The 12,846-nt window shown below is 75.5% G+C and carries 9 protein-coding genes; 6 read left to right on the top strand and 3 right to left on the bottom strand.

Annotated features, from left to right (window positions below; translation table 11 throughout):
- Nucleotides 1-67 precede the first annotated feature (67 nt).
- Together ald and ACPYN7_RS05875 are read right to left on the bottom strand one after the other, a co-directional pair.
- A complete protein-coding gene (gene ald, locus ACPYN7_RS05880) occupies nucleotides 68-1,162 on the bottom strand; it encodes an alanine dehydrogenase (protein ID WP_058875468.1) in 1,095 nt (364 codons plus the stop codon).
- A 73-nt stretch (nucleotides 1,163-1,235) separates the two neighbouring features.
- On the bottom strand, nucleotides 1,236-2,237 hold the full coding sequence (locus ACPYN7_RS05875) for a D-2-hydroxyacid dehydrogenase (protein WP_424347010.1): 1,002 nt from the start codon (nucleotides 2,235-2,237) through the stop codon (nucleotides 1,236-1,238).
- Nucleotides 2,238-2,300: 63 nt separating this feature from the next.
- On the opposite strand from ACPYN7_RS05875, the gene ACPYN7_RS05870 reads away from it, so the two are divergent.
- The 5 genes from ACPYN7_RS05870 to ACPYN7_RS05850 all read left to right on the top strand — a co-directional run bounded on the left by ACPYN7_RS05870 (nucleotide 2,301) and on the right by ACPYN7_RS05850 (nucleotide 10,715).
- On the top strand, nucleotides 2,301-3,572 hold the full coding sequence (locus tag ACPYN7_RS05870) for an aspartate aminotransferase family protein (RefSeq protein WP_058875470.1): 1,272 nt from the start codon (nucleotides 2,301-2,303) through the stop codon (nucleotides 3,570-3,572).
- Nucleotides 3,569-6,607, top strand: coding sequence for an FAD-binding and (Fe-S)-binding domain-containing protein (locus ACPYN7_RS05865; RefSeq protein WP_424347009.1), 3,039 nt, complete (start codon nucleotides 3,569-3,571; stop codon nucleotides 6,605-6,607). Before ACPYN7_RS05870 ends, ACPYN7_RS05865 begins: the two co-directional genes overlap by 4 nt.
- Nucleotides 6,604-8,109, top strand: coding sequence for an NAD-dependent succinate-semialdehyde dehydrogenase (locus ACPYN7_RS05860; protein WP_082697266.1), 1,506 nt, complete (start codon nucleotides 6,604-6,606; stop codon nucleotides 8,107-8,109). Before ACPYN7_RS05865 ends, ACPYN7_RS05860 begins: the two co-directional genes overlap by 4 nt.
- A gap of 79 nt (nucleotides 8,110-8,188) precedes the next feature.
- Complete coding sequence (locus tag ACPYN7_RS05855) at nucleotides 8,189-9,418, top strand: M24 family metallopeptidase (protein ID WP_424347015.1); 1,230 nt, start codon at nucleotides 8,189-8,191, stop codon at nucleotides 9,416-9,418.
- A 4-nt stretch (nucleotides 9,419-9,422) separates the two neighbouring features.
- Nucleotides 9,423-10,715, top strand: a complete 1,293-nt coding sequence (locus ACPYN7_RS05850) for a PLP-dependent aminotransferase family protein (RefSeq protein WP_424347008.1) — start codon at nucleotides 9,423-9,425, stop codon at nucleotides 10,713-10,715.
- 31 nt (nucleotides 10,716-10,746) lie between these two features.
- Here the strand turns inward: ACPYN7_RS05850 and ACPYN7_RS05845 are convergent, their stop codons facing one another.
- The gene (locus ACPYN7_RS05845) at nucleotides 10,747-11,694 is read right to left on the bottom strand and encodes a helix-turn-helix transcriptional regulator (protein WP_424347007.1); all 948 of its coding nucleotides are present in this window, start codon (nucleotides 11,692-11,694) and stop codon (nucleotides 10,747-10,749) included.
- A gap of 214 nt (nucleotides 11,695-11,908) precedes the next feature.
- Here ACPYN7_RS05845 and ACPYN7_RS05840 point away from each other — a divergent pair, with 214 nt between their 5' ends.
- A complete protein-coding gene (locus ACPYN7_RS05840; RefSeq protein ID WP_424347006.1) occupies nucleotides 11,909-12,835 on the top strand; it encodes a trimeric intracellular cation channel family protein in 927 nt (308 codons plus the stop codon).
- Nucleotides 12,836-12,846 lie beyond the last annotated feature (11 nt).

Genomic DNA, 12,846 nt, shown 5'->3' with positions numbered 1-12,846 from the left:
GCGGGGCACTCACCGATCAATGAGTGCCCCGCTTCACCCTGCCCTCTTGACAAGCAGGAACCCCATATCAGCCCAGCTGCGCCGGCAGGTCCGCGAAGGCCTCCGCCACCCCGGCGTGCCGGATGCTCCCGGCGGCCGTGTTGAGCCCGGCGGCGAACTCCGGGTCGTCGGCCAGGGCCTGCTCCGGGCCCCGTGCGAGGCGCCGGAGATAGGGCGTGGTGGCGTTGGCGAGGGCGCGGGTCGCGGTGCGCGGCACCGCGCCGGGCATGTTCGCCACGCAGTAGTGGGTGATGCCGTCCACCTCGAACGTCGGGTCGTCGTAGGTGGTCGGGTGGGAGGTCTCGAAGCACCCGCCCTGGTCGATGGCGACGTCCACGAGCAGCGCGTGGTCGTGCAGGACCCCGAGGTGCTCGCGGCGCACGAGCTTGGGCGCGGCCGCCCCCGGGACGAGGACGGCCCCGATCACGACGTCCGCGCCGGAGATCTCCTCCTCCAGCACGTGCTCGTCGCTCATGAGCACGCGGGCCCGGTGCCCGAGCAGGTCGGTGAGCTCGCGGATCCGCACGCCGTTGGCGTCCAGCACCGTGACGTCGGCCATCAGCCCGGAGGCCATGAGGGCGGCCTGGGTGCCCACGGCCCCGCCGCCGATCACCACGACCCTGGCCGCGGCGACGCCGGGGACCCCGCCCATCAGCAGACCGGGGCCGCCGGCGTTGGACTGCAGGTGGTGGGCGGCGGACTGCGCGGCGAGCCGGCCGGCGATCTCGGACATGGGCTGGAGCAGGGGCAGCGCGCGGCCGGAGCGCACGGTCTCGAAGGCCACGGCGGTGGTCCCGGCCTCGAGCAGCGCCTCGGTCAGCGGCCGGTCGGCGGCCAGGTGCAGGTAGGCGAAGAGCGTGAGGTCGGGGCGCAGGAAGCCGTACTCCTCGGCCACCGGCTCCTTCACCTTGACCAGCAGCTCCGCCCGCTCCCACGCGGCGGACCGGTCGACCACCTCGGCCCCCGCGGCGGCGTAGGCGTCGTCGTCGAAACCCGAGCCCGCCCCCGCGCCGGTCTCCACGAGGACCTCGTGGCCGTCCCGCACGAGCTGGGTCACCCCGGCGGGCACGAGGCCCACCCGCTGCTCGGCCGGCTTGATCTCTCTGGGAACTGCTACGCGCATGGTCTGCGCTCTCCTCTCGTCGTGGCGCTGCGCCCCCGGGGCCCGCGGCGCCGTCGCCGCGGGCCCCGCCCCGTCACGGGGAGCGGACGTAGCCGGCGCCCTTGTCGACCTGGTTGAGCAGCGGCTCCCCGGCCGTCCAGCGCCGGAGGTTCGCCTCGAACTGGGCGGCGAGCTCGTCCCGCCACCCCTCCACGTCCCCGCACATGTGCGCGGAGACGTGCACATTGTCCATGTCCCAGAACGGGTGACCGGGCGGGAGGGGCTCCGTGTCGAAGACGTCCAGGGTCGCCGCGGCGGGACGTCCCGCCCGGAGGGCCTCCCGCAGGGCGTCCTCGTCCACCAGTGCGCCGCGGGCCACGTTCACGAGGTGCGCGTGCGGGGCCATCGCCGCGAGCACCCGGGGGCCCACGAGCCCGCGCGTCTGCTCGGTCAGGGGCGCGGCCAGCACCACGTGGTCGGCCCACCCCACGTGCTCGGCGAGGTCCGCGGCGGGGACCACGGTCCCGAGGTCGGGGTCTCCCGCCCGGGCCGTGCGCCCGGCGCCGCGGACGTCCATCCCCACGGCCCGCAGCAGGCGGGCGGTCTCGCGGCCGATCCCCCCGGTGCCCACCACGAGGGCCGTGGCGCCCCGGGTGCGCCGCAGCTCGCGGTGCACCCACCGGTGCTCGTACTGCAGGGCCCGGCTGCGGTGCAGCTGCTTGTCCTGGGCGAGGACCGCGGCGAGGACGAACTCCGCGATGGGGCGGTCGAAGACCCCGTGGGCGTTGGTCAGCAGGACCTCGGAGGTCCGCAGCCCCGGGAACAGCATGGCGTCCACGCCGGCCGCCGCGACGTGCACCCAGCGCAGTCCCGCCGCGGCGTCCCACGCCTCGGCGAGCGCGTCCGAGAAGAAGTCCCAGAGGAGCAGCACCTCCGCCGGGCGCCGCCCGCCGCTCCCCGCGAGGGCCGCGGCGAGCCCCTCGCGCGTCACCACGGTGACGTCGGCGAGCTCCCGGAGGGCGGCCTCGTTGGCGGGCGGTGGTGTGCCGTCGGCGGTCAGCACGACGACACGGGGAGGCTCGCGCACGGTGCTCATGCGGCCACCCTACGGGCTGGTCCGATTGTTGACAATCTCCGCGGGCTGTTCCCATGATGAGCCATGACCTCACTGAGCCCGCTCCTGAAACAGGCGACCCCGGTCGTCGTCGACTCCGCCCGGGGGTGCTGGATCCACGGCACCGACGGGCGGGACTACCTGGACTTCACCACCGGGATCGGGGTGACCAGCACGGGCCACTGCCACCCCCGGGTGGTCGAGGCGGCCCGGGAGCAGGTCGGGCGGGTCATCCACGCCCAGTACACGACCGTGATGCACCCGCCGCTGCTCGAGCTCACCGACAAGCTCGGCGAGGTCCTGCCCCCGGGGCTGGACTCCGTGTTCTACGCCAACTCGGGCTCCGAGGCGGTCGAGGCCTCCGTGCGGCTGGCCCGGATGGCCACGGGCCGGCCCAACATCGTGGTCTTCCAGGGCGGCTTCCACGGCCGCACGGTGGCCGCGGCGACCCTCACCACCGCGGGCACGCGGTTCTCCGCCGGGTTCTCCCCGCTGATGGGCGGGGTGCACATGGCCCCGTTCCCCTACGCCCACCGCTACGGGTGGGACGAGCGCACGGCCGTGGACTTCGCCCTGCGCGAGCTGGACTACCTGCTGATGACCCGGACGGCGCCCCAGGACACCGCGGCCTTCCTCATCGAGCCCGTGCTCGGCGACGGCGGCTACCTGCCCACCCCGCCGGCCTTCCTCGAAGGGCTCCGGGAGCGGGCGGACCGGCACGGGATCCTGCTGGTCCTGGACGAGGTGCAGGCGGGGGTGGGCCGGACCGGGCGCTTCTGGGGCCACCAGTTCGCGGACGTGGTCCCGGACGTGCTGATCACGGCGAAGGGCCTCGCCTCGGGCTTCCCGATCTCCGCGATCGCGGCGCCGACCGCGCTCATGGAGCGGGGCTGGCCCGGCTCGCAGGGCGGGACCTACGGGGGCAACGCCGTGGCCGCCGCGGCGGGCTGCGCCACCCTGGACGTGGTGCGGGACGAGGGCCTCGTGGAGAACGCGCGGCTGCGCGGGGACCAGCTGCAGGCCGGGCTGCTGCCCCTGCAGCAGCGGCACCCCGGGATCAGCGACGTCCGGGGCCGCGGGCTGATGCAGGGCATCGAGTTCGCGAAGGAGGACGGCTCCCCCGACGCCGCCGCCGCCCTGGCCGTGCAGCAGACCACCACCCGCCACGGGCTGCTCACCCTGACCTGCGGGCCGGCGGGCAACGTGGTCCGCCTGATCCCCGCCCTGGTGGTCTCCGAGGAGGAGATCCGCACGGGCCTCGAGCGCTTCGAGGCGGCCCTGGCCGAGGCCCTCGTCGGGGCGGCGGCGAGCGCATGAGCACCGCCGCCCTGCCCTTCCCGGTCCGCCGAGCCGGGCCGGGGGGCGCGCCGCCCGCTCCGGGGACCCCGGACGACGGCGAGCTGGGCCGGCGCCTGCGCGCTGCCGGCCTCGACGCCGACACCGGCTCCCGCCGGCTCGCAGAGTACGCCTACGACGCGTCCAACTACCGGGTGCGCCCCCGGGCGGTGGTCTTCCCCCGCTCCGCGGCGGACGTGGCCGCGGCGCTGTCCGTGTGCCGGGACCTGGACGTGCCGGTGACCAGCCGGGGCGGGGGCACCTCGATGGCCGGCAACGCCGTGGGCCCGGGGCTCGTCCTCGACCTCTCCCGGCACCTGCGCCGGATCGGCACCGTGGACGAGGACGCCCTGACCGTGGACGTCGAGGCCGGCGCGGTGCTCTCCGTGCTCGCCCGCGAGGTGGAGCGGCGCACGGACGGGCGGCTCACGTTCGCCCCGGACCCGTCCTCGCGCACCCGCGCCACGGTGGGCGGGTCGGTCGGCAACGACGCCTGCGGCAACCACTCGGTGCGCTACGGGCGCACGAGCGACCACACCGTGGAGCTCGACCTCGTCACCGCCGACGGCGCCCTGCTCACCGCCGGGCCCGGCGGGCTGCGGGCCACCGATCCGGCGGACGAGGTCTCGGCCCGGCGGGCCGGCGAGCTCGCCGGGGCCCTGCAGGAGGTGGCCGCCGCCCACCTGGCCGAGCTGCGCGTGGAACTGGGCCGGATCCCGCGGCAGGTCTCCGGCTACCACCTCCAGCACCTGCTGCCCGAGCGCGGCTTCGACGTCGCCCGCGCCCTCGTGGGCTCGGAGGGCACGCTCGCCGTGGTGGTGGGGGCCCGCATGCGCCTGGTGCCCCGCCCCCGCAGCGCGCTGCTGCTGTGCCTCGGCTACGAGGACGTGGTCGCGGCGGCCCGGGACGTGCCGATCCTGCTCGAGGAGGAGCCGGCGGCGGTCGAGGGGATCGACGACAAGATCGTCGCCACGATGCGGTGGCGCCGGGGCGCGGACGCGGTCGCGGCGATGCCCCGGGGCGGCGCCTGGCTCTACGTGGACCTCGACGGGGACGATGCCGCCGAGGTGGCCCAGCGCGCCGAGGCCCTGCTCGAGCGGCTGCTGCGCGAGGGCCACGCCCTCGACGGCCGGACCGTGCCGGACCCGGTCGAGCGGACCTCCCTGTGGCGGGTGCGCGAGGACGGGGCGGGGCTCTCCTCGCGCCTGGCCCCGGACGCCGCCCTGGAGCGCAGCGAGTCCTGGCCCGGCTGGGAGGACTCCGCCGTGGCCCCCGAGCGGCTCGCCGGCTACCTGGCCGAGCTCCGGGCCCTGCTCGGGGAGCACGGCCTCGACGGCGTGGTCTACGGCCACTTCGGCGCCGGGTGCCTGCACATCCGGATCACCTACGACCTGCGCTCCGAGGAGGGGCGGGCCGTGTTCCGCGCCTTCACGCAGGACGCCGCGCGGCTCGTCGTCGCCCACGGCGGGTCCCTCTCCGGGGAGCACGGGGACGGCCGCGCCCGCTCGGAGCTGCTGGGCCTCATGTACTCCCCGCGCGTGCTGGGCGCCTTCGCCGCCGTGAAGCGGGCCTGGGACCCGCACGGGCTGCTCAACCCCGGCGTGCTCGTCGACCCGGCCGCGCTCACCGCGGACCTCGCCCTCGAGGGCGTGCCGCAGCGGCAGTGGCGGACCTCCTTCCCGCTCGGGGAGCTGCGCGCCGGGGAGGACCGCCAGGACCCCTTCGTGCACGCCGTGCAGGGGTGCATCGGGGTGGGCCGCTGCCGCGCGGACACGGGCGGGGTCATGTGCCCCAGCTACCGGGCCACCCTGGACGAGCGGGACTCCACGCGCGGGCGGGCCCGCGTGCTCCAGGAGATGGTCCGCTCGGCCCCCGACCAGGAGACGGGGTGGCGGTCCCGGGACGTGCGCGAGGTCCTCGACCTGTGCCTGTCCTGCAAGGCGTGCGCCACCGACTGCCCGGCCGGCGTGGACATGGCCACGTACAAGTCCGAGTTCTTCGACCACTTCTACCGGGGGCGGCTGCGGCCCTTCAGCCACTACAGCCTCGGCCGGCTGCCCCGCTGGCTCGGGCTCACCGGCCGGTTCGCCCGGCTGCTCAACGCGGCGCTGCGCGACCGCCCCGCCACCCGTCCCCTGCTGCGGGCGGGGATGCGGGCGGCAGGGCTGGCCCCCGAGCGCCCGCTGCCGCGCTTCGCCGGGGCGGCCGACTGGATCCGCCAGGTCGCCGCCGCCGGGGTGGCCCGCCCGGGGGCGGGCACCGGCGAGACGGTCCTGTTCGTGGACAGCTTCACCCGCGGCTTCCGGCCGGAGGTGGCCGGTGCCGCGGCCCGCGTCCTCGCCGGGTCCGGGCGCCCCGTCGAGTGCGCCCCCGACGCCTGCTGCGCGCTGACGTGGATCTCGACCGGCCAGCTCGGCACGGCGCAGAAGGTCCTGCGCCGCACGGTCGCGGCGCTCGACGACGGCTCCGCGCGCCCCGTCGTCGTCGTCGAGCCCTCCTGCGCGGCCGCCCTGCGCCACGACCTGCCCGGGCTCGTGCCCACGGACGCGGCACGCCGGGTGGCGGCCCGGGTGCGCAGCTTCGCCGAGCACGTCACCGAGCTCGCCCGGGACGGTGCGCTGCCCGCCCCCGGCACCCCGCTGCCCCCGTCCGTGGTGGTCCAGACCCACTGCCACGAGTACTCCGCCTTCGGCGCCGCGACCCAGCGCAGGGCGCTGGCCGCGGCCGGTGTCGGGGAGGTCCGGGAGGCCACCGGCTGCTGCGGGGTGGCCGGGAACTTCGGCTTCGAGGCCGCCCACTACGAGGTCAGCCTCGCCGTGGCCGAACAGGCCCTGGCCCCGGCCCTGCGGGAGACGGAGGACTCCGTGCCCGTGCTCACCGACGGGTTCTCGTGCCACGAGCAGGTCCGCCACCTGCGCCCCGACCGGCCCGGCCGGCACCTCGCCCAGCTCCTCGACCCGCGCCCCGCCGACCCTGCGGGCCCGCGCACCGATCCCGACCGGAAGGACACCCCGTGACCACCTCCGCCGCCCCCACCACCGCCTCCGCCGACGTCCTGCGCCGGTCCCGGGACGCCGTCGCCGGGGTCAGCACCGGGGTCTTCATCGACGGCGCCTGGACCGAGGCCGCCTCCGGCCGCCGCTTCGACGTGGTGGACCCCGCCACCGAGGAGGTCGTCGCCACGGTCGCGGACGGCGGCCCCGAGGACGCCGCCCGGGCGATCGAGGCCGCCGGGCGGGCCCAGAAGGAGTGGGGGCGGACCGCGCCCCGCGAGCGCGGGGAGATCCTGCGCCGCTCCTACGACCTGATCATGGCCCGCCAGGACGAGCTCGCGCTGGTGATGTCCACGGAGATGGGCAAGCCCCTGGCCGAGGCCCGCGGGGAGGTGGCCTACGCCGCCGAGTTCTTCCGCTGGTTCTCCGAGGAGGCCGTGCGGATCGGCGGGGACATGACCGTCTCGGGCGACGGCAGGACCCGGATCCTGGTGTCGAAGGAGCCCGTGGGGCCCTGCGTGCTGGTCACCCCGTGGAACTTCCCGCTGGCCATGGGCACCCGCAAGATCGGCCCGGCCGTCGCGGCCGGCTGCACGATGGTCTTCAAGCCCGCCAACCTCACCCCGCTGTCCTCCCTGGCGCTCGTGGACGTCCTCGTGGAGGCCGGCCTCCCGGCGGGGGTGCTCAACGTCGTGTGCACCTCGAAGGCCTCCTCCGTGGTCGGGCCCTGGATGTCCTCGGGGATCGCCCGCAAGGTCTCCTTCACGGGCTCCACCGAGGTGGGGGTCCGCCTGCTCGAGCAGGCCGCCCAGCACGTCATGCGCTCGTCCATGGAGCTGGGCGGCAACGCCCCCTTCATCGTGTTCGAGGACGCCGACCTCGACGTGGCGGTCGAGGCCGCGATGACCGCCAAGATGCGCAACATGGGCGAGGCCTGCACCGCGGCCAACCGCCTGTTCGTGCACCGCTCCGTGGCGGAGGAGTTCTCCGCCCGCCTCGCCGAGCGCATGGGCTCCCTCACCGTGGGCCACGGCGTGGCCGAGGGCACCCAGGTGGGCCCCCTCGTCGAGGAGAAGGCCCTGGCCAAGGTGGAGGAGCTCGTGGACGACGCCCTGACCCGCGGCGCGAGCGTGCTGTGCGGGGGCCGCCGGCCCGGTGGCCGGGGCTGGTTCTACGCGCCCACCGTCCTGTCCGGGGTCAGCCCCGAGTCCGATCTCATGTCCCAGGAGATCTTCGGGCCGGTGGCGCCCGTGGTGCCGTTCGACTCCGAGGAGCAGGTGCTCGGGTGGGCCAACGACACCCCGTGGGGGCTCGTGGGCTACCTCTTCACCCGCGACGTGGACCGCAGCTTCCGCGTGAGCGAGGCCCTCGAGGTCGGCATGGTGGGGGTCAACACGGGTCTGGTCTCCAACCCGGCGGCGCCCTTCGGCGGGGTCAAGGCCTCGGGCCTCGGGCGCGAGGGGGGCCGCGTGGGGATCGAGGAGTTCCTCGAGACGAAGTACACGGCGGTGCCCCGTGGCCGATGAGACCGTGACCGATGCCGCTGCGACCGGTGCCGCCGTGACGGGCGGCCCCCTGACCGATGCTCCCGTGGCCGGCGGGGCCCTGCCCGACGGGCGCGCGGCCGGCGGGGCCCGGCCGGATCCGGAGGTGCGCCCCGCGCTGTTCCCCGACGAGGAGTACGCCGCCCGGCTGCGCGCGGTGCGGGAGAAGATGACGGAGCAGGGGCTGAGCGGGCTCATCGTGACCGACCCCGGGAACATGTTCTACCTGACGGGCTACGACGCCTGGTCCTTCTACACCCCGCAGCTGCTGTTCGTGCCCGCGGAGGGCGAGCTGCTGCTGTTCCTGCGGGAGATGGACGCCAACGGCGCGTTCCGCACCGCCCGGCTGCACCCCGAGCAGATCGTCGGCTACCCCGAGCGCTACGTGCACCGGCCGCACCTGCACCCGTTCGACTGGGTGGCCTTCGCCCTGCGCCGCCGCGGCCAGGTCGCCCCGGCCGCCCGGGGCTGCGTGGGCCTGGAGATGGACTCCCACTTCTTCTCCCCCAAGGGCTACCGCTCGCTCGTCAACGCCCTCCCGGAGTGGACCCTCGTGGACGCCTTCGACCTCGTGAACTGGGTGCGCGTTGTGAAGTCCCCGGCGGAGATCCAGTACCTGCGCACGGCGGCCCGTGTCACCACGGCGGCGATGCAGGCCGCGATCGACGCGATCGAGCCCGGGGTCCCGCAGCACCGCGTCGCGGCGCAGATCTCCCGGGCCCAGGTCGAGGGGGTCGGCGACGCGTGGGGCGACTTCCCGGCCATGGTCCCCATGCTGCCCACCGGGGCCTCCGCCGACACCCCTCACCTCACGTGGTCGGACCGGGTGCTGCAGGAGGGCGACGCCGTGGTGGTGGAGCTCGCCGGGGTGCACCGGCGCTACCACGTGCCGCTGGCCCGCACGGTCATGCTCGGCCCGCCCACGGCCGAGCTGGGCCTGCTGGAGGAGGCCGTCGCCTCCGGGCTGGAGGCCGTGCTCGACGTCACCGCCGCCGGCGTCCCGGTGCGCGAGCTCGCGAGCACCTGGAACTGGGCGCTCGCGGAGTTCGGGCTCGAGAAGCCCAGCCGGCTCGGCTACTCCGTGGGCATCGGCTATCCCCCCGACTGGGGCGAGCGCACCATCAGCATCCGCTCGGAGGACGAGAGCGTGCTCGCCGAGAACATGACGTTCCACCTCATCTGCGGCATGTGGATGACCGGGTACGGCTACGAGGTCTCCGAGACGATCCGCATCACCGCCACCGGGACGGAGGCCCTGACCTCCTTCCCCCGCGCCCTCATCAGGAAGTGAGCCCATGACCACCACCGCCACGTCCCTCACCACCGTCGACAGCCTGCTCACCAAGCCCACCGCCGGCGTGGGCGGCGACCCCGACCGGGGCCTGCTGCCCCTGGCCCGACGGGCCGACGGGCTCGTGGGCTCGGTCATCGACTCCTCGACGTCCCTGCTCGCCGCCCAGACCCACGACATCGTCCGCTTCGCGATGGGCGCCCCGGCCGCCGAGGTGATCCCCACGGAGGAGTTCCGGCGGATCGCCGCCGAGGTCCTCGACGACAGCTCGTTCACGTACGGGGCCACGGAGGGCGAGCCCGGCCTGCTGGAGACCGTCGTGGCCCACCACTCCACGACCCCGGAGCCGACCCGGCCCGAACGGCTCGTCATCACCTCCGGCGGCATGCAGGGCCTCGACCTCGCGTTCAAGCTCTTCGTGGACCCCGGGGACCTCGTGGTGGTCGAGTCCCCCACGTACACGAACGGCTCCGGGACCGCCCTGAGCTACGGCGCCGACGTCCTCGAGGTCCCCGTGGACCAGGACGGCCTGGACGTGGACGCGCTCGAGACGCTGGTCGCCGAGACCGGGCGCACCCCGCGGGCCGTCTACACGATCCCGAACTTCCAGAACCCCTCCGGCACCACGCTCAGCGAGCCGCGCCGGCGGCGCCTGCTGGAGCTGGCCCACCGGTGGGGGTCCGTGATCATCGACGACGACCCGTACGGGGGCCTGCGCTTCGCCGGCGAGGACGTCCCCGGCTTCCGGGAGATCAGCCCGGACGACCCGCTCGTCTTCTCGGTGCGGACCTTCTCCAAGGTCCTCGCCCCCGGCCTGCGCGTGGGCTGGGTGGACGCGGACCCGCGGCTGCGCAAGCTGCTGATCGCGGGCAAGCAGGCCATGGACACGTGCACGAACGTGCCCGCCCAGCACATCGTGGAGCGCTTCGTGCGCCAGGGCGGCTACGACGACCACCTGACCGGGCTGCGCACGGAGTACCGGCGGCGCAAGCAGGCCATGGACGCCTCGATCGCCCGCCACCTGGGCTCCCGGGTGGTCACGACCGACCCCGAGGGCGGGTTCTTCCTGTGGGTGACCCTGCAGGGCGAGGACGCGGCCGTGGCCACTCCCCGCCTGTTCGAGATCGCGCTCGCCGAGGGCGTCGCCTTCATCCCCGGCCCCGCGCTGTCCCCCTCGGGCCGGTTCCAGGACGCCTTCCGGCTGTGCTTCGCGTCCACGAGCCCCGAGCGCACGGAGGTGGGCGTGCAGCGCCTGGCCCGCGCCCTGGACCTCGCCCGGGCGGAGCTCGCGGGCTGAGCGGCGGGCCGTGCCCCGGGGCCGGTGCGGCTCAGTGGTCGAGGGTGCGGCGCGGGGTGGTGCCGTAGAGCTGCCGGTAGTCCCGTGCGAAGCGGCCCGGGTGGCTGAAGCCCCAGCGGGCGGCGATCTCCTTCACGGTGTCCCCCGCCCCGGGGTCCCCGGCCGCCAGCTCGCGGTGGGCGGCGTCCAGCCGGATCCGCCGCAGGTACTGGGCGGGGGTCAGCCCCAGCGGGTGATTGGCCCGGAAGGCGCGCACGAGGGCGCCCGTGGTCGTTCCCGCCGCCCGGGCGGCGTCCTCGACGGTCACCGGGTCCGAGGCGCGGTCGTCGAGGAACTGCACCGCGAGGCGGTAGCGGCGCGCCTGGGCCTCCATGGACAGGCAGCGCTCGTCGGGGTCCCCCGTCAGCGGGAAGCACTCGAGCAGTCCCACCATGAACTGTCGGGTGAGCTCGGCGCGGACCAGCGGCTCGGCGAAGGCCCCCGAGGCCACGACACCGGCCCCGTAGCGGGCCAGGCCCGACCAGTACTGCCCCAGCCGGTCGCCCGCCGAGGTGGCGGCGGCGAAGGCGACCGGGGTCCTCGTCCCGTACACGGTGTCCGCGGTCTCCTGCACCAGCTCCACCGGCAGGTGGACCAGGGTGACGTCCACGTCCTGGGCCACCACCAGGGACGGGTGCTCGGGACGGAACAGCACGGAGGACCCGCCGGCGGCGGCCCCGGACTCGTCGCGGATCTGCCAGTCGTAGCGGGCGCCGCGCACGTGCGCGACCGTGAAGACCTCGGTGTCCCCCCAGAGGGACATCGCGCCGCCCACGTGCACCGTGGACACCGCGACCTGCTCGTCCCCGGCCCGGGACAGCGAGTACGAGAAGTGCGGGTCCTCGGTGCCGTACCCGAAGCGCATCCCGGTCCGCTCCCCCAGGGCGGCCAGGACCAGCGGGTCCGTGACCGTGAGCTCGTGCCGGAACACTCCGCTCATGAGCCGACACCACCTTCCGCACGGGCCTCACCCGGCGTCGGCTCAGCTCCTGCCGCTCATTCTGGCGGAACACCGGGATCTCGCGCCATTGTGACCTGCCTCTCCCGCTCCGCGGCCCGCCGGAGCAGCGTCTCCGGGGACGCGGTCCCCGGAGGCCGGGGCGCGGGGGCCGGGTGCTACTCTCGGGCGTCGGTGGGCCGTGGAGGAGGTGGGCGTGGACGTGGTGGCGGTGCAGGACCTCGACCCGAGCATGGCCTTCGACGTCGTGGACCTGCTCGGCGTGCTGACCAACGGCATCCTGGGCGGGGCGGTGGCGCGCCAGCTGAAGATGGACCCCGTGGGCTTCCTGTTCCTGGCCGTCGTCTCGGCGCTCGGCGGCGGCCTGCTGCGCGACACCCTGCTGCAGGTCGGCTTCCCCGTGGCCCTGACGAACCCCGCGTACCTCATCACGGCGATCGCCGGGGCGGCGATCGCCTTCTTCCTGCAGCTCCAGGGGAAGTGGACCAACCGCGTGCTGGTCGTGGCCGACGCCCTGGCCGTGGGCTGCTGGGCGGCCACGGGCACCGGAAAGGCCCTCGACGTGGGCCTGACCTGGCTGCCGGCCGTCATGATCGGCGTGATCACCGCCGTGGGCGGCGGGATGATCCGCGACATCGCGGTGGGGCGGGTGCCGATGATCTTCGGCGGCAACACCCTCTACGCCACGGGTGCGGTGATCGCCAGCGCCGAGATGGCCGTGCTGCACGGCCTGGGCTACCCCAACTGGGGCATGGCCGCGGCGATCCTCACGGCCGCCGCCGTCACCGTGGTGGCCCGGCGGCGGGGGTGGCGGCTGCCCGGGGCGGGCGAGTGGAACGTGCGCCTGCCCAAGCGGGACTGGCCCCGCCCCTCGTGGCGCCCGCGCGGGCCCGGCCGCCGCAGCGGCACGGGGACCCGCAGCGGCCGGCGGACCCGCAGCGGCCCGGGGACCCGCAACGGCTCAGGGCCGCGCCACGGTGAGCAGCCCCGCAACGGCGAGCCGCCGCGCCACGGTGAGCGGCCCCGCAACGGTGAGCCGCGGAACGCCGAGGACCTCGGAGACGGCCCCGGTGACGGTCTCGGTGACGGTCCCGGCCGGGGCGAGGATCCCGGCGTGCCCTGACCGGACCGCTC

Source organism: Kocuria sp. CH-021, assembly GCF_049716185.1.
Lineage (GTDB): Bacteria > Actinomycetota > Actinomycetes > Actinomycetales > Micrococcaceae > Kocuria > Kocuria cellulosilytica.
Note: the sequence above shows the minus strand (reverse complement) of the source record. Positions and strands in the feature narration are given on the sequence as shown.

What these genes read in the sequence shown, in the direction of transcription:
- ald (WP_058875468.1), bottom strand. Translation starts at nt 1,162, where the DNA reads ATGCGCGTAGCAGTTCCCAGAGAGATCAAGCCGGCCGAGCAGCGGGTG.
- ACPYN7_RS05875 (WP_424347010.1), bottom strand. Translation starts at nt 2,237, where the DNA reads ATGAGCACCGTGCGCGAGCCTCCCCGTGTCGTCGTGCTGACCGCCGAC.
- ACPYN7_RS05870 (WP_058875470.1), top strand. Translation starts at nt 2,301, where the DNA reads ATGACCTCACTGAGCCCGCTCCTGAAACAGGCGACCCCGGTCGTCGTC.
- ACPYN7_RS05865 (WP_424347009.1), top strand. Translation starts at nt 3,569, where the DNA reads ATGAGCACCGCCGCCCTGCCCTTCCCGGTCCGCCGAGCCGGGCCGGGG.
- ACPYN7_RS05850 (WP_424347008.1), top strand. Translation starts at nt 9,423, where the DNA reads ATGACCACCACCGCCACGTCCCTCACCACCGTCGACAGCCTGCTCACC.
- ACPYN7_RS05845 (WP_424347007.1), bottom strand. Translation starts at nt 11,694, where the DNA reads ATGAGCGGAGTGTTCCGGCACGAGCTCACGGTCACGGACCCGCTGGTC.